Source organism: Litoreibacter sp. (assembly GCF_039974535.1).
Lineage (GTDB): Bacteria > Pseudomonadota > Alphaproteobacteria > Rhodobacterales > Rhodobacteraceae > Litoreibacter.
This window is the reverse complement of sequence record NZ_JBDWIU010000001.1, coordinates 39,941-64,813: the sequence shown is the minus strand read 5'-3', so window position 1 is coordinate 64,813 and position 24,873 is coordinate 39,941. Positions and strand designations below refer to the sequence as shown.

The window sequence follows — 24,873 nt, the reverse complement described above, 5'->3', positions numbered from 1 at the left end:
GCGCCCGTTTTTTTGTGCCTCTAAGGATGCCATGTCTGATCTGATCGCCAAAGCCGCCATTGACCGTCGTCTGGCCGAAATCGCCCAACCCGTAATCGAGGATTTGGGCTACGAACTTGTGCGGATGCGTTTGCAGACCGGCAAGGCTGATATCGTGCAAGTCATGGCTGAAAAACCTGAGGGCGGCATTGAAGTTGATGACTGCGCCAAAATTTCCACCGCGCTTTCCGCGATCTTCGACGTAGAAGACCCGATTTCCGGTGAATACAATCTGGAGGTCTCCAGCCCCGGCATCGACCGCCCCCTGACGCGCCTTAAAGATTTCGGCATGTGGGACGGCTACGAGGCGAAGATCGAAACCGAGGAATTGATTGATGGCCGCCGCCGCTTCAAAGGCCAGCTTGCTGGCGTAGAGGGCGACGAAGTTCTGATTACCATCGAGGAAGGCACAATCGGCCTGAAATTCGAATGGCTCACTGACGCGAAATTGGTTCTGACTGACGAACTGATCCGCGACGTACTTAAAAACCGCAAAGATGCGGGCGAAATTGACGAAACCCAATTCGACGAAGTTCAACAAATCGTCGATGGCGAAGGAGACGACTAATGGCAATTACTTCAGCCAACCAACTCGAGCTGCTGCAAACCGCAGAAGCTGTTGCACGCGAGAAGATGATCGACCCAGAACTGGTTGTCGAAGCGATGGAAGAATCCCTCGCCCGTGCAGCTAAGTCGCGTTACGGCGCTGAGCTGGACATCCGCGTCTCTATCGACCGCAAGACAGGCAAAGCGACATTCACCCGCGTTCGCACCGTGGTTGAAGACGACATGATCGAAAACGACCGCGCTGAATTGAACGTAGAAGACGCCAAGGACTACCTTGATGATCCGGCAGTTGGCGACACAATTGTTGACGAAGTGCCACCAGTTGAGATGGGCCGCATCGCCGCGCAATCCGCCAAGCAAGTTATCTTGCAGAAGGTGCGCGAAGCTGAGCGTGATCGTCAGTACGAAGAATTCAAAGACAAGGCCGGCACTATCATCAACGGTCAGGTCAAACGCGAAGAGTACGGCAACGTTATCGTCGACATCGGTCGTGGCGAAGCCATCCTGCGCCGCAACGAGAAAATCGGCCGCGAAAGCTACCGCCCGAACGACCGCATCCGCGTCTACATCAAAGACGTGCGTCGCGAAGTACGTGGCCCGCAAATCTTCTTGTCGCGAACCGACCCTCAGTTCATGGCAGAGCTCTTCAAGATGGAAGTGCCAGAAATCTATGATGGCATCATCGAGATCAAGGCCGTGGCCCGCGACCCAGGTTCCCGCGCGAAGATTGCTGTGATCTCCAACGACAACTCCATCGACCCTGTCGGTGCTTGTGTTGGTATGCGCGGCTCCCGCGTTCAGGCTGTTGTGAACGAGCTGCAAGGCGAGAAGATCGACATCATCCCTTGGAACGAAGACCAGCCAACATTCTTGGTGAACGCGCTTCAGCCTGCTGAAGTTTCCAAGGTTGTTTTGGACGAAGAAGCCGAGCGTATCGAAGTTGTTGTTCCAGAAGAGCAACTGTCCTTGGCGATTGGTCGCCGCGGTCAAAACGTACGCCTTGCGTCGCAACTCACCGGCCTCGACATCGACATCATGACCGAGGAAGAAGAATCCGCACGTCGTCAGGCCGAGTTCGAAGTTCGCACAAAACTGTTCATGGACACGCTGGATCTCGACGAGTTCTTCGCACAATTGCTGGTGTCTGAAGGCTTCACATCGCTTGAAGAAGTTGCCTATGTTGAAGTTGACGAATTGCTGGTCATCGACGGCGTCGACAGCGACACCGCCTCCGAGTTGCAGGCCCGTGCCCGCGACTATCTGGAAGCAGCTGCTAAGAAAGCTTTGGAAGCGGCCCGCGAATTGGGTGCCGAAGACAGCCTCATTGATTTCGACGGCCTGACACCACAGATGGTAGAAGCGTTGGCGAACGATGATGTCAAAACGCTCGAAGACTTTGCAACCTGCGCTGACTGGGAGCTGGCCGGTGGCTGGACCACAGTGAATGGCGAACGCTCCAAAGATGACGGCGTTCTAGAGCCCTTCGATGTGTCGCTTGAAGAAGCGCAAAACATGGTAATGACTGCCCGTATCCAGCTTGGCTGGGTCGATCCTGCTGATTTGGTTTCTGAGGAAGAAGAAACTAAAGAAGCTTCCGAAGACACCACGGAGGCTGAGGCCTGATTTCAGGCCTCAGGGATCCCGGCATGAGCCGCGGCGGTCAGGAAAAAGAGCAAAACGGCCCAGAGCGACGTTGTATCGCTACGGGAGAGCTGCGTGACCCAGCTTTGATGATCCGTTTTGTGGTAGGGCCAGAAGGTCAGGCCGTACCAGACGTTCGCAACAAATTGCCCGGTCGTGGCATTTGGGTGAGCGCAGATAAGGACGCCTTGCAAAAGGCGATCAAGACGAAAGCGTTTTCTCGCTCCGCCAAGGAGCAGGTGAGCGTGCCGGAAGGATTGTTCGAGCAGACCGAAAAACTGTTGGCACGTCGCTTGGTTGATCTGATCTCTCTCGCGCGCAAAGCGGGACAAGCGGTTACCGGATACGAGAAGGTAAAGAGCCTGTTGGAAAACGAGTTCGCTACCCTCTTGATACAAGCAAGTGATGGGTCGGAGCGGGGCAAATCTAAGCTTCACTCGCCTCCCGGAAAAGACGTTTTTATTGGCTGTTTGACCTCTCAGGAATTGGGTTTGGCATTCGGTCGGGAAAGTGTGATACATGGCGCCTTAACGGCAGGTGGCCTCAGCCGACAGATAAAGGTTGAGGGCATCAAGCTGAAAGGTGTCCGCGGACATAGCGGCGGAAAGAAATCCCGCCCGAAAGGAAAAGACGACGCATGAGCGATAGTGACGGTAAAAAACCCCTAGGCCTTTCTTCAGGCGCACGTCCCGGCAACGTGAAGCAAAGCTTCAGCCACGGGCGGACCAAGAACGTGGTGGTGGAAACCAAGCGCAAGCGCGTAATGGTTCCAAAACCCGGTGGTGCGAAACCATCCATTACTGGATCCCCTTCGGTGGGTGACCCTTCCAAGCGCCCTGCCGGCATCTCTGATGCTGAAATGGATCGCCGCATGAAAGCGCTTCAGGCCGCCAAAGAACAAGAGGCAGCCGACGCCGAACGCCGCGCACGCGAAGAGGCCGAGCAGCAAGAACGCCGCGAACGCCGCCGCGCCGAAGCTGAAGCCAAGGAACGCGAAGAAAAAGAACGCGAAGATGCCCTTAAGGCAAAAGCTGAGGAAGAGGCCCGCAAAAAACGCGAAGCCGAAGAAGCCAAGACACGCGCTGCGGCTCCCGCAGCTGCTGCCGCTCCGGCTGCTTCTGCACCAGGCGAGCCTGCTGTTACACCATCGGGCCCACGTGGTGGGGGCAAAGCTGCGCCAACACCTGCACGCCGTGATCGTGACGACCGCGACAACAAAAACGCGAAGAATCGCAACGACGACGCCCGCCGCTCTGGCAAGCTAACGCTGAACCAAGCTTTGCGCGGCGGCGATGGCCGTCACAAGTCCATGGCTGCAATGAAGCGTAAACAAGAACGCGCACGTCAAAAGGCGATGGGCGGCTCTGTTGAGCGCGAAAAGGTTGTCCGTGACGTACAATTGCCAGAAGCCATCGTGGTTTCTGAATTGGCTATCCGTATGTCCGAACGTGTTGCGGATGTTGTGAAAGCCCTGATGACCAATGGAATCATGGCAACTCAGACCCAAACTATCGACGCAGATACCGCTGAGCTGATCATCGAAGAGTTTGGCCACAAGGTTGTTCGCGTATCGGATTCGGATGTTGAAGACGTCATCACTCAAATCGACGACGACGATAAAGACCTGTCCGCACGCGCACCTGTGATCACCATCATGGGCCACGTTGACCACGGCAAAACATCGCTGCTCGACGCTATCCGCAACGCCCGCGTAACTGCTGGCGAAGCTGGCGGCATCACGCAACACATTGGTGCTTATCAGGTCGACCAAGACGGCAGCTTGCTGACGTTCCTTGATACACCGGGCCACGCGGCGTTTACTTCGATGCGTGCTCGTGGTGCACAGGTAACCGACATTGTTGTGCTGGTTGTGGCTGCAGACGACGCGGTTATGCCGCAAACAATCGAGGCGATCCATCACGCGAAAGCGGCTGGCGTTCCGATGATTGTTGCGATCAACAAAGTCGATAAACCCGACGCTAACCCAGACAAAGTTCGCACCGACCTGCTTCAGCACGAAGTGATCGTTGAGAAGATGTCCGGCGAAGTGCAAGACGTCGAAGTGTCCGCGACAACTGGCCAAGGTCTGGATACTCTGCTCGAAGCCATCGCGCTTCAGTCGGAAATTCTGGAACTGAAAGCCAACCCTGATCGCGCCGCTTCCGGTGCTGTGATCGAGGCACAGCTTGACGTTGGCCGCGGCCCTGTTGCGACTGTTCTGGTTCAGAACGGCACGCTTCGCCAAGGCGACATCTTCGTTGTGGGCGAGCAATACGGTAAGGTTCGTGCCCTGATCAACGACCAAGGCGACCGCATCAAAGAAGCTGGCCCATCTGTTCCGGTTGAGGTTCTTGGCCTCAACGGCACACCAGAAGCTGGCGACGTTTTGAACGTTGTGGACACCGAAGCTCAGGCCCGTGAAATCGCTGAATACCGCGAAAAAGCTGCCAAGGACAAACGCGCCGCCGCTGGTGCCGCAACAACCCTTGAGCAACTGATGGCGAAAGCCAAGGACGACGAAAACCTGACCGAGATGCCAATTTTGGTGAAGGCCGACGTTCAGGGTTCTGCCGAGGCGATCGTTCAAGCGATGGAGAAAATCGGCAACGACGAGGTTCGCGTCCGCGTACTGCACTCCGGTGTTGGTGCGATCACGGAAAGCGACATCGGCTTGGCCGAGGCATCCGGCGCGCCAGTGTTTGGCTTTAACGTTCGTGCCAACACACCGGCTCGCAACACCGCCAACCAAAAGGGCGTGGAGATCCGTTACTACTCGGTCATCTACGACCTTGTGGATGACGTGAAGCAAGCCGCCTCTGGCCTGCTGTCTGCCGAGATCAAAGAAAACTTCATCGGTTACGCCGAGATCAAAGAAGTCTTCAAAGTTACCGGCGTTGGCAAAGTTGCTGGTTGTATTGTGACCGAAGGGGTGGCCCGCCGCTCCGCTGGTGTACGCTTGCTACGCGACAACGTTGTTATCCACGAAGGTACGCTGAAGACTCTGAAGCGCTTCAAGGACGAAGTGCCAGAGGTTCAGTCCGGACAAGAATGCGGCATGGCGTTTGAAGCCTACGACGACATCCGCCCTGCTGATGTGATCGAGATCTTCACCCGCGAAGAAGTTGAACGTACGCTGGATTAAGCTCCGCTACATAAATTCAAAAAGGCCCCGCACAGCAATGTCGGGGCCTTTTTTGTTAAACCAGTCTGTAATCAGAACAATGCAAGCGGCATCCTAGAGTTTTTGGAATAGCGCTTCACCAAATTCCGCGCTCTGCGACCCGACTTCAACTGTCGTGCCGAGTTAAAGCGGTTAAGCAAAGCATCGCCCAAAGTATCAGGGAAAAGAATACCGAGCTCTCCGCAAGCTTCAGTCGAGATCGTTTTAAGAGATTCCGGTCCAAGAAACAGGCTTTCGGCAGCTACCCCATTCGCGCTTAGAATGTGATGTTCATCCAACAAAATGTGAAAATAGTAGAACTCAGTATTGGGGGTCTGAATGGTTACGCCATCGCATTTCAGCAGGTCTTTGGCCGGTATAAGAACCTCGCTCTCCCCATACATTCTTTTGGCGATCTTTCCTGTGACCAAAAGCCTATGTTGACGCGACACGCCAAGAGGACGCTTCACCTTGGGCATGCCCAAAATGGTAGGGTCAATGAATATCGGCGCTAGATATTTATCAGCACTCAAATCGGCTTGCGTCACCTTTCGGGCAAAAATCCATCGGATTGGCTGATACCCACTGTCACGGGTGGCAACCAAATCGCCTGCTCGCAGCTGCTCAATAGCTTTGAAACCTGTAGGCGTGCCCAACACTGTCCCAGAGGCAAAGCAAACATTTGCTGACCCAGGCGTTGGGGTGCTATTATTGGTAAATCCATTGCTTCCGCGTTGGACCGATAACCCGTCTTGGTCCAAGCCAAAATCTTCACCCGCGCCGACCCGTGTCGCGGTGCTAGAAAACCCATCGTATGTGGTGCCCGTTGTCGGGTCATCCAGCGTATCGCCATTATAGGTCGCTTGAATGTACTCATCGTTTACAGGGTCATAGACAACAATGTTGTCGCCATTGTTGTTAAAAACATTCCCTATAAAATTAGCATCAAAAGCCAGATTGTCACCAGAAACACTTGGCAAACTACCACCGGCCTGAATATCTCGGACCACAAGCGCCGTCGCACCCGGTTCCAAAATAGTGCCGCTTGGAAAGGTAAACCAATTGTCGCGACCAGCGTCCCACAGCTCCAGACCAGAAATATCAATTGCGCTGCCTGACAAGTTGATGAACTCAATAAACTCGTCTCGGCCGACAGCCGAGCCGTTTCCATCGGTATCAAAATCATTCGCGCCATTAGGATCTACGAGGACTTCGTTGATCGCTATGCCGCCCAGTAATAAATCAGGCATTGCTGTTCTCAATTGTTTTAAATCGTCTGCAACGAATCTAACTTAATGCAATCAAAGCATAAATTTACGGGGAATTACTAGACACCCTCAAGATTTTAGAAGAGCCGTGATCTTGATCACGCCTTTGCGCTTGGAGTCATCCATGACTATATAACCTCAAGAAACAAAGGAGAGCAGCATGTCCGACGACACATTCCCCGGCTGGCACGGCACCACAATCATCGGCGTTCGCAAAGGTGGCAAGGTGGTCATCGCCGGCGATGGACAAGTATCCGTCGGTCAAACCGTGATGAAAGGTACTGCGCGCAAGGTACGGCGGCTGTCTCCGGGGGGAATGGATGTTATCGCGGGCTTTGCGGGCTCCACAGCCGACGCGTTTACCTTGTTGGAGCGCTTGGAAAGTAAGCTTGAAGCTGTTCCCGGTCAGTTAGCACGCGCGGCAGTCGAGCTGGCGAAAGACTGGCGTACGGACAAATACCTGAAGAACCTAGAGGCCATGTTGATCGTGACCGACGGCACAGATCTATTCGTTATCACAGGTGCGGGTGATGTGCTGGAACCGGAACATGACGTCACCGCAATCGGATCGGGCGGGAACTTCGCGTTAGCAGCAGGGCGCGCAATGATGGACAGCGACAAAGACGCTGAAACCGTGGCTCGGGACGCTATGAAAATTGCGGCTGAAATCTGCGTCTACACAAATGGAAACCTGACCGTGGAGACTATCGATGGGTGAAGGTGTTACCCGTGACGATCTTCGCGCCGCTGTCGCTTCGGGCGTTTTGGATGAGGCGCAGGCCAGCAAGTTGATGATCCTGTCTGATCAAAGACAAGGCTACCGCGCCAACATGATCGGCGATGATGAACCGTTTGAGCTATTCAAAGGGTTTGCTGAAATTTTCGTGACCGTGGGTTTGGGCCTCTTGATGGCGGGCTTGCTTAGCCTGTCCGCGCTAATGGGTGATGTCGCACTCGTTCCCTTCGTCGCTTTAGCGCTGTCATGGAGTCTCGCACTATATTTCACGAAGCGGCGGCGCATGTCATTGCCGTCCATAGCCCTATGTATCTCCTTTGCGCTTAGCCTTTTGGCTTTATTATACGCTGTATTGATCGATGACGCTGAGGCTCACACGCCAGCGAAATCCATACTCATCGGCACCATAGGAATGGCGTCGATGGCGGCATACTATCGGTACTTCAAGCTTCCTTTCTCGATGTTCGTACTGGGCGTGTTTGGCATCCTATTTATGGCGGGGCTTGTTGACGCCACAAACGCCGAGCAAGGGCTAGCATACAACGAGCTTACCGACGTCTTTGACCTGCGAAACAAGCCTTACTTGGCCGTTGGTACCCTTATATTCGGGGTCTGCGCCTTTTTAAGTGCATTGTGGTTTGACCTACAGGACCCTCACAGGGTTAGCCGTAAATCCGCCTCAGCATTTTGGCTCCACATACTTGCGGCCCCTGCATTGGTGAACACGCTGGTAATGTCGAACTACCAGTTGGGCGGTGGCGTCGGAACCAGCCTCGCCGTCATCGTATTGGCAATGTTCACCCTGCTAGCTGTCATTATCGACCGTCGCAGTTTTCTAACCGCAGGGTTGATCTATATGGGGTTGCTTCTAGCCTCCGCCATAAGTGAAACAGGAACTGAATGGGCCCCTGTCATAACAATGCTTGTGCTTGGGTTGTTTGTAACCTCGCTAGGGGCATTCTGGACGCAGACCCGTGCGTGGTTGCTTGGGCTATTGCCCAGTTTTCCTGGAAAACACCGCCTACCCCCCTATGAAGACGGGTTGGCGGTGTCGGAGTAACTTTTACAGCTTAGCGACGCCCAATGGGACGTTGAACTTTTCACACCAGATCCAGACTTCATTGTAGTCGTCTGGGTTGATGCCTTTTGGAAGCTTGTAAGAGGAAGCACCTTTGTTGGACTTCAGCAGACCCATCAGTGTTTTTGGGTCGTAGCCGTTTTTGCCCAGAGCAACTTTTGGATCAGGTGCGCCGTCAAATGTGAAATCACCCAAAAGTTCCACAGTCCCGCCGGAGCCAGACTTAACCAATTCCGCACGGCCTGTTGTGACGTGGTTGCTTGCACCTTTAAATGTACCGATACGGCCATGGCCGCCCGCAAAAGCTGGCAATACGGAAACAGTAGAAACTGCAAGTGCGCCGCGTAGGACGTTTCGACGAGAAATCATGAGAAAGCTCCAAAGTTTGATACGATTGGCAGAGTATTCTTCGAAAACTCATTCAGCGAAACCCCTTACACGCAAAAGTCAGGACATGTGAAACAAGCCCTTCAAGTTGCGGGGCATCGACCATAAGTCTAAAACACATGCAAACATCGAGGAATGCTAACGTGACCGACCTGACTCCACGCGAAATAGTGTCCGAGCTTGACCGCTTCATCATTGGACAAAACGACGCCAAACGGGCTGTTGCCGTAGCATTGCGCAACCGCTGGCGCCGTAAACAGCTCGCGGACGACCTACGCGACGAGGTTTACCCAAAGAACATCTTGATGATCGGACCAACTGGCGTTGGCAAAACCGAAATCTCGCGCCGCTTGGCCAAGCTAGCGCGTGCACCCTTCCTAAAAGTCGAAGCCACAAAATTCACCGAAGTTGGATATGTTGGTCGCGATGTAGAACAAATCGTGCGCGATTTGGTAGACGCAGCTATCGTCATGACCCGCGAACACATGCGCGAAGACGTCAAGGCAGCGGCTCATGAAGCCGCAGAAGAGCGCGTAATCGACGCGTTAGCAGGAACAGACGCACGTGAAGGCACGCGCGAGATGTTCCGCAAGAAACTGCGTGATGGCGTATTGGATGACAAAGAGATCGAGCTGGATGTAGCCGAGAGCAGCGGCGGCAACCCCTTTCAAATGTTCGAAGTCCCCGGGCAACCCGGCATGGGTGGCGGTCCGGGCATGATGAACCTTGGCGATTTGTTTGGCAAAGCCATGGGTGGCAATACCAAAAAGCGTAAGTTGAAGGTCGCCGACTCCTATGAGGTTTTAGTGGCCGACGAAGCGGATAAGCTTTTGGATCAAGAGACCGTCACGCAAAATGCCATTGAGGCCGTTGAACAAAATGGCATCGTGTTCTTGGATGAGATCGACAAAGTATGCGCCCGAGCAGATGCCCGCGGTGCGGACGTCAGTCGCGAGGGTGTACAGCGCGACCTGCTTCCCTTGATCGAAGGCACCACCGTTTCAACCAAACACGGCCCTGTAAAAACAGACCACGTGCTATTTATTGCATCTGGTGCATTTCACATCGCCAAACCTTCCGATCTGCTGCCTGAGCTGCAAGGGCGCCTTCCTATTCGCGTGGAATTACGTGCCCTAACGGAAGAGGACTTCGTTCGCATCCTGACTGAAACCGACAACGCGCTTACTCGCCAATACACTGCCCTTATGGGTACTGAGGAGGTTACCGTGTCTTTCACCGATGACGGCATCGCAGCTTTGGCGCGCATAGCTGCAGAGGTGAACCAGTCGGTAGAAAATATCGGGGCGCGTAGATTGTACACTGTCATGGAACGGGTTTTTGAGGAGCTTAGCTTCACTGCGCCAGATCGCTCTGGTGACGAAATCACTGTGAACGCCGAATTCGTCGAGCAGCATTTAGGTGAGCTTAGCAAGTCGGCCGATCTTAGCAGATACGTGTTGTAGTCCGGTGAATGTCAGACTTCTCCTACTCGCAGTTACCCTGCTTCTTGCCGCTTGTACCCATACAGGCGGACTGGCGCGCGTACCGGTAGGAGAAGACCCCGCATCAGTGCGGCCCGTGTTCTTTTCAACAACACGAAACATAGACCAGCTACCATTTGGGACAGGTCGCGCACGAACATCGCAATACGGCATGGCAGATGTATCCATTCCTTTAGTTCACAAAGCAGGCCGCATTGAATGGCCAAACAAGAAACCCGACCCCAAAAAGCACTTCTTACTGGCCAGCACGTCAGCCTATAGCAGCGGCGCAGAAATGCGGGCAAATCTGAACAGAACACTCGCAAGTAGGCCTGCTGACGACCGTGATGTGATCATCTTCGTTCATGGTTTCAACAACCGGTTTAGTGATGGCCTCTACCGCATCGCTCAAATGAGCCATGATCTTGGTCTTCCAGGTGTGGTCATGTCCTATTCCTGGCCCTCCGCTGCCAACCCATTGGCCTACGCATACGACCGCGACAGTGCGCTGTTTGCCCGCGATGGCTTGCGGCGCATGATTGAAGAGGTCGCGAAATCTGACGCAGACAACATCATTCTGGTCGCGCACTCTCTTGGTTCGTTAATCACAATGGAAACTCTAAGAGAGCTCAGCATCACGGGCAAAACCAAGGTAACCAACCGTGTTGGCGGGGTAGTCTTGATGTCACCCGACATCGACCTTGATCTGTTCAAGACACAGGCTGACGCTATCAAGAAACTGCCCGACCCGTTTATCATCTTCTCATCCCAAAAGGATCGGGCCTTGCTTTTGATTGAACGCCTAACTGGTCAGAAAAACCGTCTTGGGCGTCTCGAGAATATCGAAGCGATTTCCGAATACGACATCACCTACATCGACATAACTGCGTTCAGCGAAGGTGGCTTGAACCATTTCGCCACGGCCAACTCCCCAGCGCTTTTGAAGCTACTTGGTCAAGTGCCTGACCTGGATGCCGCACTTTCAGGGGATGGCGGGCGCACTGGCTTACTGCCCGGCACGGTTCTGACGGTTCAAAATACCACCGCTTTGATTCTTTCTCCTGTAACGAGCCGATAATGGAGACGCTTCGGTTTGTCCGCAGCAATCTAAATTGGCTTAGTGCAGGGTTGGTTCTTACCTTTTCATCCTCTTTTGGTCAGACGTTCTTCTTATCGATCTTTGCGGGTGAAATTCGGGCAGAGTTTAGTCTGACGCATGCCGCATGGGGCGGCATCTACATGCTGGGAACACTCTGCTCCGCCGCCACAATGATCTGGGCGGGGTCGCTCACGGATCGTTTTCGCGTTCGAATTCTGGGACCGCTCGTCCTATTGGTGCTTGCCGTAGCCTGCGCATCTATGTCCTTTGTGTCGTCTTTGCCAATGTTGGTGGTCCTAATCTTCGTGCTGCGGTTGATGGGACAAGGCATGTCCACACATGTTGCCAGCACCGCAATGTCGCGGTGGTTCACCGCCACCCGTGGACGCGCGCTGGCAATCGCGAGTTTTGGGTTTTCCATCGCTGAGGCCGTACTCCCGATAGTTTTTGTAGCACTCATGGGGTGGATAGGATGGCGTAGCTCTTGGTTGGTTGCAGCTGGATCTCTGATCCTGATTTCACCGGTTATTTTCCTCCTGCTTCGTCAAGAACGGACACCACAATCCACGTCATCAGATGATCAGGTCGCTGGCATGGGCGGTCGGCATTGGACAAGGTTTGAGGTACTGACTTCGCCAATGTTTTGGATGGTTGTGCCCGTGTTTATCGGTCCACCTGCATTTGGCACGGCATTCTTCTTCCTTCAGGTCCATTTGGCTGAAGTAAAAGGATGGAGCCATTTTGACCTAGTAGGCCTGTTTCCCGTCTATACCGGCGTCGCTGTCTGCTCAATGATCCTATCGGGTTTTGCAATTGACCGCTTTGGGTCTATTCGGATGATGCCGCTCTACACATTGCCTTTGGCTTTGGGATTCCTGATCTTCTCACAAGGACAAACGCTGATCGTTGGCGCTATCGGGATCGCGTTCTTCGCCATGACATCAGGCATGCAAGCCACCCTACCCTCGGCCTTCTGGGCAGAGGCTTTTGGCACACGTCACTTAGGAAGCATCAAAGCAATGGCGACAGCATTCATGGTTTTCGGGTCAGCCATCGGACCCGGATTAACGGGGTTAATCATTGATTTTGGCGTCGACTACAGCCGGCAAATGATCTGGGTATCCGCCTATATGGTCATCGCAACCGTCTTCGCCGTAACTGGGCTGCGAAGCGCCGGATCGAAACTAACGCGTGCGGCGTAGATAGACGTAATACGCACCCGATCCACCATGCTTTAAGCTGGCTTGCGCGACCTGCAAGATATGTGGCTTTAATGGATGCTGATGAAACCACTGTGGGACTTGATGGCGAAGGACGCCAAGGCGTGTCGGAATGGGACCAAAGTCATCGCGGCTTTTCCCTTTGCCAGTGATGACCAGCACCAGCCGCTTACCCTGAGCATGCGCATCCAGAATGAAACGGTTTAGCATTGGGTGCGCCTGTTCCAGCGTCATACCATGCAGATCAAGCCGCGCCTCGGGGCTGAGCTTTCCTTGCTTGAGGCGGGTGAACGCCTTCTTGTCCATCGCCACGGTAGACTCCGCGAACTGCTGCTCCAAACTTGGGGACAGATTGTGTTTCGCAGCCTTTGTGGACGCCTTTTCCCCCAACCGGAATGATTTGATTGAACGAGGTGAAATTGGGTCAGGAACCTTGGCTTTGGCAGTGCTGACGGCAACCTTTGCCTTGGCGTGCACCGGCATTGGGATAGCCGTCTCGGTGACACGCGCCCAGAGCTCTTGCTCTTCGGCGTTCAGGGTTCGTTTGCCGCGCTTCATCAAGTTAACCGCCTGGCGCTAAGGTATATGCGGTTTGAATAGGCATTAAAGTAACCAAGCGACCACGGTCACGGATATGACCCGCGTCGCGACCGGCTTGGTCTCCGGTGCCATAATAAATGTCCGCTCGCTGAGCACCTTTAATGGCAGAGCCAGTGTCCTGCGCGATCATCAAACGCCTAATCGGGTCAGCACCCGATTTCTCAACCCAAATAGGACTGCCCAAAAGATTAAAACTCGGATCAACCGCGATGGAGCGCATGGGCGTGATAGACCGGTTCATCGCCCCTAACGGTCCCTTATGCGGGGGGACCTCGGACACTTCGCGAAAGAACACATATGACGGATTGTGCCGCAACAGTTCAGCGCCATCGATAGGGTTGCGCTTTACCCAGTTACGGATCACCTGCGCAGATACTTGGTGCGGCTCATAAATTCCGCGGCGGATCAGCTCCTTACCGACGGACTTATACTCATGGCCGTTTTTGCCCCCATAGCCCACACGCATCGCACCACCTTCGGCCAACTTTACTCGACCCGAGCCTTGTACTTGCAGGAAGAACTTTTCCACTGGATCATCGATCCAAACCAACTCCAAGCCACGCCCCTCCAATAGGCCTTGCTCCTCAATCTCGCGGCGCGATCTCCAAGCGGTGCCGTTTTTCACTTCGGGTGGCTTCCGGTGAAGCGGGTATTGATAGGGCCCGCCTCGATTGCGCGATCCTCGCAGTTCTGGTTCAAAGTAACCAGTGAACAGCGCATCTTCTTCGCCATTTATCAAAACGGGGCGGAAAAATAGCTCGAAAAACGTACGCGCCGAGGGTTGGCTGGTCGCCAACGCACATAGAGTTGCCCACTCGGGATCTTTGATATCAGCGCAGGTCTCTAGAAAAACCGTGAGGGCGGCGGCGTGGTCGTCTTCGACCCAACCTTCTAAATCATCGAACTTGAGAATTTCATATGTCGGCGCGGCGTCAGCTGGGTTGAGGGTCATAATCGCCCCCAACGCCAATACCGCTGCTGCCCGCCGGACATGCCTCATTCCCCAGTTGCGACCAATTGCCAATTCGGGTCATCACTTCCCATGATGCGGGAGAAGGTCCAGATGTCTTTCACGCGCTTGATCTCGTTTGGATCGCCTTCAACAATGTCACCTGCAGAGTCGCGAACCACTGAAGTAAGCTCACCTACGAATTTCACCTTCAACTCACCCTCTTTGGTGTCTTGGTCGAACTCTGCATCGAGCAGGGTCATTTCACGAACACCAACAAAGTTTGCTTGAACCAGCAGGCCTTCTTTTTCGCGCTGCTCGATCACACCCTCAAAAGCTTCAAGGACATCGCCAGACAAGAACGGCGCAATGTCATCAATTTCGCCCAGCTCAAAGGCCATCAAAATCATCTCATAGGCACCGCGTGCACCACCAAGAAAATCGCTGACACCGAAAGTTTGGTCGATGCGCTTCATGTCGGCCAACGCTTTGGCCGCATCGCTATCTTCGTCAACGTGGTCTGTGATATCGCGATCTGCCCCGCCTTCAATAACTTCGAACCTTTGACGTGCCTGTTGGGCAGGCTCGTTCGAGGACGGCATAGGGAGTGGAGGCTTCTCGAAGCCTTCGCGTGTGCCCAAAACTGATTTCAGCTTTAGAATTAAAAAGACGGCAATGCCCGCCAAGACTAGAAGTTCGATCATAGTTTGCTCTTCAACGCCTCTGTGTGCCGGAAAGTTGGCAAATTGGATGTCAGCCTCTTATGTAGGTGCTAGGGGGACACAAGTCCACCAGACGCTCTATTAGGAACAGGCTTTGCCATGTGGCTATTTTTACTCTTCGTAACAATTCCGATCGTTGAGATTGGGTTATTCATCCAAGTCGGCGGGTGGTTGGGCCTATGGCCAACGCTAGGAATAGTAATTCTAACAGCGATGTTAGGTACGTTTCTTGTTCGTGCACAAGGGCTTATGGCCATGTCGCAGATACGATCCAACTTGCAAGAATTCCAAGATCCCACCGAATCCCTAGCCCACGGCGCAATGATCCTTGCGTCGGGGTTGTTATTGCTAACACCGGGCTTCTTTACGGATGCCGTGGGGTTCGCCTTGCTAGTTCCGCCCGTTCGGCTGGCCCTTTTTCACTGGCTTCGCAATAAAGTGAAGGTTCAAAGCTTCGTTCAAACCAATTATCGTCGCGAAGAGCGGCCAACAGCCAACAGCGACGTAATTGATGGTGATTTCGCCGATATAGATGATGACGCACCTCGCCCGACGCATAATCCGCCATCAGGTTGGACGCGCCATTGAGTTGAGGCGCGAGCCATGACCTGTTAAACACCCACCAAGTTAATTTGCCCCTTTAAGGAGACGCCAAAGATGGCCGAAGAAAACGGCGCGGCAGCCGCCGCCCCCACACCACCCCGCATGCAAGTTTTGGCGCAGTTCGTTAAGGACATGTCTTTTGAGAACATCGCCGCCCAAAAGGGCCTAGGCGAAGGTGACCAAACACCTGACATTCAGGTACAGGTTAACCTCGATGCGAAAAAGCGCAGCGACGACAATCAATTTGAAGTAACCACAAAAATTGAAGTAAACGCGAAAACTACTGGCGAAGGTAAACCAATTTTCTTGTTGGAGCTTGAGTACACAGGCATCTTCCATGTTGAAAATGTGCCAGATGAACAAATGCACCCGTATCTGATGATTGAATGCCCACGCATGTTGTTCCCATTCATGCGCCGCATCGTATCTGATGTGACTCGTGACGGTGGCTTCCCGCCGCTGAACTTGGAAACCATCGACTTCCTCGCGCTGTACCGCAACGAGCTAGCGCGTCGTGCGCAAGCCGAAGCAGCTGCGAAAACCGCAGACGCTTAAGTCTACGATTTCCACAAAGCGTCGTCGCCCAACTTGTCTACAAAGGCTTGATGGGCGGCGCGTTCTTCCTCGGTGATCCGAGAGGGGAGCGCTTCCGGTCTTGGAGATGCTCGCCAGCTTGAGGCCGAGTTTTCTTTCCCAGAACCACCACCGGACGTTGACGACAGAACCAAGTCTGGTTGTCGCCCGCCGATCAGCTCCAGATACACTTCTGCCAAAATCTCACTATCAAGAAGCGCGCCGTGTTTTTCGCGTGCGGAGTTGTCGATCCCAAACCGCCGACACAACGCATCAAGCGTTGCCGGAGACCCGGGGAACTTTTTGCGAGCGATTGCCAAGGTATCAAGTGCCTGGTCGTTTGGTAAAAGGCGAAAACCCGCCCAGCCCAGTTCCGCATTAAGGAATTTCATATCGAACGCAGCGTTATGGATAACCATTCTAGCGTCACCCACAAAATCCAAAAACGCTTGGCCAACCTTTTTGAATACCGGTTTGTCACGAAGAAAGTCATCGCCAAGGCCGTGAACCTCAAACGCACCCTGAGGCATTGCGCGTTCTGGGTTGATATACTGGTGATACACCTTGCCAGTAGGCATGTGGTTGAACAGCTCGACCGCGCCGATTTCCACAATGCGATCACCTTCGCCGGGCTCAAAGCCGGTGGTCTCGGTATCTAGTACGATTTCACGCATGTTTGGCCCTCAGTAGTTCGACCAAAGATGTCACGTCGGCCTTGGTGCCTTCAAGGGTCAACGTCTCGATAATGTAGTCGGCACGTTTGCGTTTCTCATCATCGGGAAGTTGCTTTGCAAGGATCGCTTCAAATACCTCTGGGGTCATTGTGTCTCGTTCAAGCACTCTTTGCCGCTGAACATCCGCGGGGGCAGTGACCACCACCACCGCATTGACACCAACTTGGGTATTGGTCTCAAACAATAGTGGGATATCCAATACGACGAGCTTGCTGTCAGCGTGCAGCTCTAGAAACGCCTCGCGGTTTTCCCTGACTAGTGGATGAACTACCGCCTCGATATTTTTTAGGGCTTCAGGGTTTGTTGCAATTGCTTGCTTGATCGCCGCACGGTCAACCGCACCATTACGCACGTAACTAGCGTCAAGTGTTTGCAACGCCAACACAGCTAAACCCTCTTTAGAATAAAGGGCTTCAACCGTTTTATCCGCATCCCAAACCGGAACTGATAGGTCGCGGAACATCTGTGCAGTGGTGGACTTGCCCATACCGATGGAGCCTGTCAGGCCCAGAACAAAGCAACTTGAGGTCATCCCAAAACAGCGCGGCGCAATTCTGCGTCAACTTGTGGTGCACGGCCAAACCAGCGCTCAAACCCTGGTACGGCTTGGTGAAGCAACATACCAAGCCCATCCACAGCAAAGCACCCGCGTTCTCGGGCTTGTGCCAGTAACGGTGTGATCATCGGGTTATAGACTATATCGGTCACAAGCGTTTTGGATGTCAGAGCATCTAAATTCAGTTTCAAATCTTCCTTGCCGGTCATTCCCAAGGCGGTGGTATTCACCAATGTAGAGACCTCCCCAAGCTGATTTGCGGCTTGGGTCCAATCTACGACTTTGATCTTGCCACCAAAGTGCGCTTTCAACGCATCTGCTCGGGCACGGGTACGGTTGGTCAGGATTACTTCAGGTACTTTTTCATGCAGCAGGGCTGCTACAATCGCCCGTGACGCGCCCCCTGCCCCCAATACCAACGCAGGGCCAGCTTTGGGGTCCCAGTTAGGCGCCTCTTGTTTCAAATTAGATATGAAACCAATGCCATCCGTATTGTCCGCGTGCAGTTTACCGTCGTTTTGAAACGTCAGGGTGTTGGCCGCACCAATCAAAGCTGCTCTATCAGAAATCACATCAGCAATATCCAACACACTTTCCTTATGGGGAAGTGTAACGTTCACCCCACGAAACCCCATCTTAGGCAAATTATTCAAGACATGAGGCAGATCCACACTTGAAATATCCATAGGGATATAATGACCTTTGATGCCGTAACGGCTAAGCCAATGGCCATGCAGAACTGGGGACTTGCTTTGACTAATCGGGTGACCAATTACACCTGCCAAGAGGACTGTATCGTTGCTCATCCGTCTATTGCTCCTGACATAGTAAGATAACTTAATACATCTAATAGCGGCATACCGAGCACCGTGAAATAGTCTCCGTCAACCCTAGCGAAAAGTCGCGCGCCTTCTGCCTCTAGCTGGTAGGCGCCTACGCAGTGCTGAATTTCTTCCCAATTTCGGGATACATAGCTTTCGATGAAGGGTGGATTAAGGGTGCGCATCATTAGCCTTACCTGTCCTACCGTTCGCCAAACTGGTTTCGCATCCTCATAGATTACTACGGCAGATAGCAGTTTATGCTGCTTGCCCGACATTTTGGTTAGTTGAGCAATTGCCTCTTCTGGCGAAGAGGGTTTCGAGAGGGTTTCCCGCTCTAGCTCCAACACTTGGTCACTACCAATCACAAGCGCTTCTGGGTTTTTATCGGCAACACGCCTGGCTTTGAACTCTGCCAATGTATCGGCGATGTCCCGTGGGTTCGCTTCCTCCGCCAGTAGTGATGCTTTAATGCTATCTTCATCTACTCGAGCCAAGATTGAAGTGAATTCAACTCCGGCCTGACGCAGCATTGATTGTCGTGTGGTGGAACCTGAGGCTAGGATAATCTGGCGTGTCATGTGGATAACTCTGAGGGAAAGCTAAGGGATATATATTGCGCTTTGGATGGCTTATCCACTGGGTAGATCTATCCTTCTTGATTTACCCACATTGTTCGAATTTTGATCTTGTGGTTTTCCCGTGTGGACAGCGGAATTCAGTGTTGTGAGTAAAGATGCTGGTTTCTATTATGATACAGTGTTTATCCACAGACTTTACCTCACCCAAAATTAAATTAAGCTATTGTTAATAAACAATAATTTTTATATTCGTTTTCCTGTGTAGAACTTTAGATTCATTACTAAGATTCAGTGGACAAGTATTTGATCCACACTATCCACCGTACCTACTAACAACATCATCTTTTCTTTCTTCTTTATTTATTTAAGAAGGGAAACTGAGAGTGAGGTGCCATGATCGATTTTCTTGCAGAGATTTACCCTTGGACCAAAAGTCTGCACGTCATGTCAGTCATCTCTTGGATGGCGGGTTTGTTCTATCTACCAAGGTTGTTTGTTCATCATACGGAAAAAGTGAAAACAGGGTCTGAGACAGACGAATTGTTTCAAATGATGGAATACAAGTTGCTTAGGGTGATTATGAACCCTGCAATGATATGTACGTGGTTCTTTGGATTGGCGCTGGTCTTCACTCCAGGTGTCGTCGACTGGTCTGATGGATGGCCTTGGGTAAAGGCTACGGCGGTACTTGGGATGACTTGGTTTCATCATTGGCTTGGAAAAAGGCGTAAGGACTTCATTCATGGGGCAAATGTACTTGAAGGTCGGACTTATCGTTTGATGAATGAAATTCCGACAGTGTTTATGATTATCATCGTAGTTATGGTTATCGCGCGTCCGTTCTGAGTCTGATTGACTTAATGAGACTTCATAGGTATCCACGAGGCCAAATAGCCGTCCGGCTGTGTTAAACCCCTGAACTGTATATTTCTGACTTGGCTGAACTAGCCACCTGAATTGGGTGATCCCTTATGTCTGAAGACAAGATGAATCTCGCTGACCTCAAGAAACAAAGCCCCGCTGATTTGGTGGCTATGGCTGAGGAGCTGGAAATCGAAAATGCCTCGACCATGCGGAAAGGGGACATCATGTTCTCGATTCTCAAGGAACAGGCAGAGGAAGGCTGGGAAATTTCCGGCGATGGGGTTTTGGAAGTTCTTCAAGATGGGTTCGGTTTCCTGCGTTCACCAGAAGCCAACTATCTGCCGGGCCCGGACGATATTTATGTTTCTCCTGAGATGATCCGCAAACATTCGCTTCGCACTGGCGATACAGTGGAAGCAGTAATGAACGCCCCTGGGGAAGGGGAACGCTATTTTGCGGTGACTTCGGTTACGAAGATTAACTTTGAGGACCCTGAAAAGGCGCGTCACAAAGTGTCTTTTGATAACCTGACGCCGCTATATCCGGATGAGCGTTTGACGATGGAGCACAAGGACCCAACGGTTAAAGACCGGTCCGCTCGGATTATTGATCTTGTAGCGCCAATCGGTAAGGGGCAACGTTCCTTAATCGTAGCGCCACCGCGTACTGGTAAAACAGTTCTGTTGCAAAATATCGCGCGCTCGATCGAAGAAAACCACCCTGAGTGCTATTTGATTGTTCTACTCATCGATGAGCGTCCTGAAGAAGTTACAGACATGCAACGCTCCGTTAAGGGTGAGGTTGTAAGCTCTACGTTTGATGAGCCAGCAACGCGCCACGTTGGTGTATCGGAAATGGTGATTGAAAAGGCCAAACGTTTGGTAGAGCACAAACGTGATGTTGTCATTTTGCTCGACTCGATTACCCGTCTAGGACGCGCTTTTAACACCGTGGTGCCGTCATCTGGTAAGGTATTGACGGGTGGTGTGGATGCGAACGCTCTACAGCGGCCTAAGCGCTTCTTTGGGGCTGCACGGAACATTGAGGAGGGTGGTTCCCTTACAATAATCGCTACGGCGCTGATTGATACCGGATCTCGGATGGATGAGGTCATCTTTGAGGAATTCAAAGGTACTGGTAACTCTGAGATCGTTTTGGATCGCAAAGTGGCTGATAAACGCGTCTTCCCTGCTATGGATATTCTTAAGTCGGGTACGCGTAAGGAAGAATTGCTAGTTGATAAGAACAACCTGCAGAAGACCTTTGTTCTGCGACGTATTTTGAACCCGATGGGGACAACAGATGCGATTGAGTTCTTGATTGGTAAGTTGAAACAAACCAAGTCTAATGATGACTTCTTCGATTCAATGAACACCTAATTTCTGTTTTAAAACAGTAAGGTAATAGATATGGACACGATATTTGCTCTAGCTACTGCTCGGGGTAAGGCCGGTGTATCCATAGTGCGGGTTTCAGGGGTTAAGGCCTTTGATGCCGCTGAGGCTTTGGCTGGTAGAACCATACCTGTTCGTAAGCCAACGGTTGCTAATCTGCGAGATGCTTCGGGTGATCTTATCGACCAAGCATTGGTGTTAAGCTTCTCTCATGGGGCGAGCTTCACAGGTGAAGATGTGGTAGAGTTTCAGCTCCATGGAAGCCCTGCCATTGTGTCTGCGGTGCTTGTACTTCTTGGTGATATGGATGGGCTGCGGTTAGCTGAGCCCGGGGAATTCACGCGGCGCGCGTTGGAGAACGGATGCCTCGATCTCGCTCAGGTCGAAGGGCTTGCTGACCTGATTGAAGCTGAAACGGAAGCTCAGCGTAGACAAGCTGTACGAGTCTTCAGTGGTGAACTTGGTGATAAAGCGGAGAGTTGGAGGGTTGACTTGATCCGCGCTGCGGCTTTGCTTGAGGCAACAATAGATTTCGCGGATGAAGATGTACCTGTCGATGTGGCTCCCGAAGTCCGGGAGTTAACCTCTGGAGTTCGAGCAGAGCTTGAAGGGATGGCAAAAGGGGTAGGTATTGCTGAGCGAATTCGAGATGGTTTTGAGGTTGCTATCGTTGGACCGCCGAATATTGGTAAATCCACGCTTCTGAATACGCTTGCTGGACGTGAGGCTGCAATTACGTCGTCAGTTGCGGGAACTACTCGTGATATTATCGAAGTTCGCATGGACCTTAGAGGCCTACCGGTAACGTTTTTGGATACGGCGGGATTGCGCAAAACAACGGATGAAGTGGAAGCAATTGGTATTCGTCGAGCGGTTGATCGGGCAGAAATGGCAGATCAGCGAGTATTCTTGGTGGGCTCAACGCCATCTGAGTTACCTCTAGAGGAGAAATTCGGAGATATAGTTGTTCAAGGTAAATCTGACCAACATGGGTCTGGGGTTTCAGGGTTAACCGGTGATGGCGTAGAGGAGCTTCTTGAGGAGATCTATATAGTTCTCGAGAACAGGGCAGCAGGGGCTGGGCTGGCTATACGAGAAAGGCATAGGATAGCGTTGATGCGTGCGTCTGAGGCTCTCACAGCATGTGATTTTCAGCTTCAATTCGGGATGGAGCGAGCTGAAATAGCTGCAGAAGAGCTCCGTACGGCTGTCCGCGCATTAGAAAGTATGATAGGTCGCGTGGATGTCGAATCCCTTTTGGATGAGATATTCGCAAGTTTTTGTCTTGGTAAATAGGAGTGTTTCACGTGAAACATTCATCATTTGACGTAGTCGTGGTCGGCGGGGGTCACGCTGGATCAGAGGCGGCACATGCTGCTGCTCGCACCGGCGTGCGTACGGCGTTGATCACTCAGAAGGCCGAAACGATCGGCGTTATGTCCTGCAATCCGGCGGTCGGTGGATTGGGTAAGGGGCATTTGGTTCGCGAAATCGACGCTTTGGATGGAATCATGGGACGCGCTGCAGATGCGGCGGGGATTCAGTTTCGTTTATTGAACAGACGTAAGGGGCCGGCAGTGCAGGGGCCGCGAACACAGGCGGACCGCTCCCTGTATAGGGCTGCGATACAAAACTTTACCGCGTCACAAGAGAATTTAACGGTGCTAGAGGGTGAAGTTGCGGACCTGATTGTGTCAAAGGGCGTTGTTGCGGGAGTCATCCTTTCAGATTCCTCTGAGATTTCCGCCGAAACGGTGGTTCTGACAGCAGGCACATTTCTTCGTGGCATAATCCACATCGGGGATGTGTCCAGACCAGGTGGCCGCGTTGGAGATGATCCTGTAATCAAGTTGGCGGAGCGGATTGATAGCTTTGGTGTTGATATGGGTCGCCTTAAGACGGGAACTCCACCTAGATTGGCAAGCGATACAATCGATTGGGCCGTTTTGGAAATGCAGCCAGGTGATGATCAGCCAGAGCTGTTTTCGTTCCTGTCGTCAAAAGTCGTTGCGGAACAAATATCTTGCGGAATTACGCATACGAGTGAAAAAACTCATGAAATCATTAGGAAAAACCTGAATCGGTCTGCGATGTATGGGGGTCATATTGATGGGGTGGGTCCCCGTTACTGCCCTTCGATAGAAGATAAGGTTGTTCGCTTCGCAGAAAAAACCTCCCATCAGGTATTTCTTGAACCCGAGGGCCTTAATAGCAATTCTGTCTATCCAAATGGAATTTCTACGTCTCTTCCCGTTGAGGTTCAGGAAGAGTACGTGAGGTCGATTCAAGGGCTTGGAGCGGCAAAGATTCTGCAACCCGGTTATGCTATTGAGTATGATTACATAGACCCGCGAGCTTTAAAACATACTCTGGAGATGCGATCCGTACCTGGTTTGTTTCTGGCGGGTCAGATTAACGGGACAACGGGGTATGAGGAAGCCGCTGCTCAAGGTCTTGTGGCGGGAATTAATGCCGCTCGAAGATCCAAAGGCCAGAGCGAGTTTGTTTTGAGTCGGGCTGAGGCATACATCGGCGTCATGATTGACGATTTGGTTTCGCGTGGTGTGCAAGAACCGTATCGGATGTTCACATCTAGAGCCGAGTTTCGCATGTCGTTGAGGGCTGACAATGCTGATCAACGCCTTACCGAGGTGGGGGTAGCGCTTGGTTGTGTAGGCCCAGAGCGAGCGGCTAAGTACTTTGAAAAGAAAGAGAAGCTTGCGAAACTTCGAGGTGAGATGACCAGTGTTAGCGTGACACCGCAAGAAGCGGAACGTGTTGGGCTTACAGTGAACAAAGACGGTAAACGGCGCACAGCATTTGAGCTTCTGTCGTTTCCAGGGGTAACACCTAAGGATATCGCGCCATTGCTTCCTGCTGGCGCTACTTGTGATCCTGAAGTTGTAACTCAGTTGGCGAGGGACGCGCTCTACGCGAACTATATCGAGCGCCAGAACAGAGATGCGGCTGCGTTACGTCGAGACGAAGAAACGCTCATTTCCGATGATTTCGACTATAGAGGGCTTACGGGTCTTTCAAACGAGTTAAAGGGAAAGCTGGAGCAAGCTCGTCCTCGGTCGCTTGCACATGCTGCTAAGATTGACGGCGTTACCCCGGCAGCTCTGACTCTTATTTTGGGTAATATTAAGGCTTCAGGAGCGCGTTCTGCATAATGTCTATAGGAGAAGAGAGCTTCGCCAACAGTCAAAATGTTTCACGTGAAACATTAGAGAGGCTGAAAATATATGAGGTTTTGTTAACTAAATGGACGAGCAAGATTAATCTCGTCTCTAAGTCGACAATCCCCGATATGTGGACGAGGCATTTTCTCGATTCAGCGCAGGTTTTTTCCCAAATCCCTAAAGAAGCAACAAAGCTGGCGGATTTTGGGTCTGGCGGAGGGTTTCCTGGCTTGGTGGTCGCGGCGATCTCGGCTGAAAAATTACCAGAGCTTTCCGTTGTCCTTATCGAGTCAGATCTCAGAAAGGCATCGTTTTTAATGGCTGCAGCACGAGAAATGGGCGTTGAAGTAGATGTGCTTTCGGAGCGGGTAGAAAATGCTCCGGAACAATGTGCGGACGTGGTGACTGCACGAGCGCTGGCGCCGTTGGTAAACTTGCTGGAAATGACAGAAAAACACTTGAAAAAAGATGGAACAGCATTGTTTTTAAAGGGCGCCAGTCATGAGGCCGAACTGGACATGGCGCGTAATATGTGGGACTTCAACGTTAAGAAGTATGAAAGCGTTACAAGTAATGATTCAGCGCTTTTGCAGGTAAACAATCTCAGGCGAGCGTGAT

Annotated in this window: 25 protein-coding genes; 16 read left to right on the top strand and 9 right to left on the bottom strand. The window is 52.3% G+C overall.

The window, feature by feature from the left end; genetic code table 11:
- Positions 1-31 precede the first annotated feature (31 nt).
- Genes rimP through infB form a run of 4 tightly spaced genes read left to right on the top strand, consistent with a single transcriptional unit; the run spans position 32 to position 5,389 of the window.
- Positions 32-607: a ribosome maturation factor RimP gene (gene rimP, locus ABJN86_RS00285; protein ID WP_348362862.1), complete on the top strand. Its 576-nt coding sequence runs from the start codon at positions 32-34 to the stop codon at positions 605-607.
- Positions 607-2,229 (top strand): transcription termination factor NusA, encoded by a 1,623-nt coding sequence (gene nusA, locus ABJN86_RS00280; RefSeq protein ID WP_348362864.1) that lies wholly within the window; start codon positions 607-609, stop codon positions 2,227-2,229. Before rimP ends, nusA begins: the two co-directional genes overlap by 1 nt.
- 23 nt (positions 2,230-2,252) lie before the next feature.
- Complete coding sequence (locus ABJN86_RS00275; RefSeq protein WP_348362866.1) at positions 2,253-2,888, top strand: RNA-binding protein; 636 nt, start codon at positions 2,253-2,255, stop codon at positions 2,886-2,888.
- Positions 2,885-5,389, top strand: coding sequence for a translation initiation factor IF-2 (infB, locus tag ABJN86_RS00270; RefSeq protein WP_348362867.1), 2,505 nt, complete (start codon positions 2,885-2,887; stop codon positions 5,387-5,389). The genes ABJN86_RS00275 and infB overlap by 4 nt, the downstream gene beginning before the upstream one ends.
- Before the next feature lie 71 nt (positions 5,390-5,460).
- On the opposite strand, the gene ABJN86_RS00265 is transcribed toward infB, so the two are convergent.
- Positions 5,461-6,657, bottom strand: coding sequence for a Hint domain-containing protein (locus ABJN86_RS00265; protein ID WP_348362869.1), 1,197 nt, complete (start codon positions 6,655-6,657; stop codon positions 5,461-5,463).
- Between the two features lie 178 nt (positions 6,658-6,835).
- On the opposite strand from ABJN86_RS00265, the gene hslV reads away from it, so the two are divergent.
- Both hslV and ABJN86_RS00255 read left to right on the top strand, forming a co-directional pair.
- The gene (hslV, locus tag ABJN86_RS00260; protein WP_348362870.1) at positions 6,836-7,393 is read left to right on the top strand and encodes an ATP-dependent protease subunit HslV; all 558 of its coding nucleotides are present in this window, start codon (positions 6,836-6,838) and stop codon (positions 7,391-7,393) included.
- Positions 7,386-8,471: a hypothetical protein gene (locus tag ABJN86_RS00255; protein WP_348362871.1), complete on the top strand. Its 1,086-nt coding sequence runs from the start codon at positions 7,386-7,388 to the stop codon at positions 8,469-8,471. The genes hslV and ABJN86_RS00255 overlap by 8 nt, the downstream gene beginning before the upstream one ends.
- Before the next feature lie 3 nt (positions 8,472-8,474).
- Here ABJN86_RS00255 and ABJN86_RS00250 read toward each other — a convergent pair whose 3' ends face one another.
- Positions 8,475-8,858 carry a DM13 domain-containing protein gene (locus ABJN86_RS00250; protein ID WP_348362872.1) on the bottom strand — a complete coding sequence of 128 codons (384 nt, stop codon included), beginning with the start codon at positions 8,856-8,858 and terminating at the stop codon, positions 8,475-8,477.
- 161 nt (positions 8,859-9,019) lie between these two features.
- Between ABJN86_RS00250 and hslU the strand changes: the two genes are divergently transcribed.
- The 3 genes from hslU (at position 9,020) to ABJN86_RS00235 (ending at position 12,658) form a co-directional block, all read left to right on the top strand.
- On the top strand, positions 9,020-10,339 hold the full coding sequence (gene hslU / locus ABJN86_RS00245) for an ATP-dependent protease ATPase subunit HslU (RefSeq protein WP_348362874.1): 1,320 nt from the start codon (positions 9,020-9,022) through the stop codon (positions 10,337-10,339).
- A 190-nt stretch (positions 10,340-10,529) separates the two neighbouring features.
- Positions 10,530-11,435, top strand: coding sequence for an alpha/beta fold hydrolase (locus ABJN86_RS00240; RefSeq protein ID WP_348362875.1), 906 nt, complete (start codon positions 10,530-10,532; stop codon positions 11,433-11,435).
- Positions 11,435-12,658, top strand: a complete 1,224-nt coding sequence (locus ABJN86_RS00235; RefSeq protein ID WP_348362876.1) for an MFS transporter — start codon at positions 11,435-11,437, stop codon at positions 12,656-12,658. Before ABJN86_RS00240 ends, ABJN86_RS00235 begins: the two co-directional genes overlap by 1 nt.
- Here ABJN86_RS00235 and ABJN86_RS00230 read toward each other — a convergent pair.
- Genes ABJN86_RS00230 through ABJN86_RS00220 form a run of 3 tightly spaced genes read right to left on the bottom strand, consistent with a single transcriptional unit; the run spans position 12,641 to position 14,929 of the window.
- Positions 12,641-13,234: a Smr/MutS family protein gene (locus ABJN86_RS00230; protein ID WP_348362878.1), complete on the bottom strand. Its 594-nt coding sequence runs from the start codon at positions 13,232-13,234 to the stop codon at positions 12,641-12,643. The two genes, ABJN86_RS00235 and ABJN86_RS00230, sit on opposite strands and share 18 nt — an antisense overlap.
- A gap of 4 nt (positions 13,235-13,238) precedes the next feature.
- Complete coding sequence (locus tag ABJN86_RS00225; protein ID WP_348362880.1) at positions 13,239-14,228, bottom strand: MltA domain-containing protein; 990 nt, start codon at positions 14,226-14,228, stop codon at positions 13,239-13,241.
- A 44-nt stretch (positions 14,229-14,272) separates the two neighbouring features.
- Positions 14,273-14,929, bottom strand: coding sequence for a Tim44/TimA family putative adaptor protein (locus tag ABJN86_RS00220; RefSeq protein ID WP_348362881.1), 657 nt, complete (start codon positions 14,927-14,929; stop codon positions 14,273-14,275).
- Between the two features lie 117 nt (positions 14,930-15,046).
- Between ABJN86_RS00220 and ABJN86_RS00215 the strand changes: the two genes are divergently transcribed.
- Both ABJN86_RS00215 and secB read left to right on the top strand, forming a co-directional pair.
- Positions 15,047-15,535 carry an FxsA family protein gene (locus tag ABJN86_RS00215; RefSeq protein ID WP_348362882.1) on the top strand — a complete coding sequence of 163 codons (489 nt, stop codon included), beginning with the start codon at positions 15,047-15,049 and terminating at the stop codon, positions 15,533-15,535.
- 69 nt (positions 15,536-15,604) lie between these two features.
- Positions 15,605-16,105, top strand: coding sequence for a protein-export chaperone SecB (gene secB, locus ABJN86_RS00210; RefSeq protein ID WP_348362884.1), 501 nt, complete (start codon positions 15,605-15,607; stop codon positions 16,103-16,105).
- A 2-nt stretch (positions 16,106-16,107) separates the two neighbouring features.
- Here secB and dnaQ read toward each other — a convergent pair whose 3' ends face one another.
- From dnaQ to ABJN86_RS00190, 4 genes are read right to left on the bottom strand one after another with little or no spacing between them, the layout of a single operon-like run.
- Positions 16,108-16,797 (bottom strand): DNA polymerase III subunit epsilon, encoded by a 690-nt coding sequence (dnaQ, locus tag ABJN86_RS00205; protein ID WP_348362886.1) that lies wholly within the window; start codon positions 16,795-16,797, stop codon positions 16,108-16,110.
- A complete protein-coding gene (gene coaE, locus ABJN86_RS00200) occupies positions 16,790-17,389 on the bottom strand; it encodes a dephospho-CoA kinase (protein WP_348362888.1) in 600 nt (199 codons plus the stop codon). The genes dnaQ and coaE overlap by 8 nt, the downstream gene beginning before the upstream one ends.
- A complete protein-coding gene (locus tag ABJN86_RS00195) occupies positions 17,386-18,219 on the bottom strand; it encodes a shikimate dehydrogenase (RefSeq protein WP_348362889.1) in 834 nt (277 codons plus the stop codon). The genes coaE and ABJN86_RS00195 overlap by 4 nt, the downstream gene beginning before the upstream one ends.
- A complete protein-coding gene (locus ABJN86_RS00190) occupies positions 18,216-18,815 on the bottom strand; it encodes a Maf family nucleotide pyrophosphatase (protein WP_348362891.1) in 600 nt (199 codons plus the stop codon). Before ABJN86_RS00190 ends, ABJN86_RS00195 begins: the two co-directional genes overlap by 4 nt.
- A gap of 393 nt (positions 18,816-19,208) precedes the next feature.
- Between ABJN86_RS00190 and hemJ the strand changes: the two genes are divergently transcribed.
- The 5 genes from hemJ (at position 19,209) to rsmG (ending at position 24,872) form a co-directional block, all read left to right on the top strand.
- Positions 19,209-19,661, top strand: a complete 453-nt coding sequence (gene hemJ, locus ABJN86_RS00185; RefSeq protein ID WP_348362892.1) for a protoporphyrinogen oxidase HemJ — start codon at positions 19,209-19,211, stop codon at positions 19,659-19,661.
- 125 nt (positions 19,662-19,786) lie between these two features.
- A complete protein-coding gene (gene rho / locus ABJN86_RS00180; RefSeq protein ID WP_348362894.1) occupies positions 19,787-21,058 on the top strand; it encodes a transcription termination factor Rho in 1,272 nt (423 codons plus the stop codon).
- Between the two features lie 30 nt (positions 21,059-21,088).
- A complete protein-coding gene (gene mnmE / locus ABJN86_RS00175; RefSeq protein WP_348362896.1) occupies positions 21,089-22,369 on the top strand; it encodes a tRNA uridine-5-carboxymethylaminomethyl(34) synthesis GTPase MnmE in 1,281 nt (426 codons plus the stop codon).
- Between the two features lie 2 nt (positions 22,370-22,371).
- Entirely contained in the window at positions 22,372-24,246 is a 1,875-nt protein-coding gene (mnmG, locus tag ABJN86_RS00170; RefSeq protein ID WP_348362897.1) for a tRNA uridine-5-carboxymethylaminomethyl(34) synthesis enzyme MnmG, read from the top strand.
- Entirely contained in the window at positions 24,246-24,872 is a 627-nt protein-coding gene (gene rsmG, locus ABJN86_RS00165; protein ID WP_348362898.1) for a 16S rRNA (guanine(527)-N(7))-methyltransferase RsmG, read from the top strand. Before mnmG ends, rsmG begins: the two co-directional genes overlap by 1 nt.
- The last annotated feature ends 1 nt before the right edge of the window (position 24,873 follow it).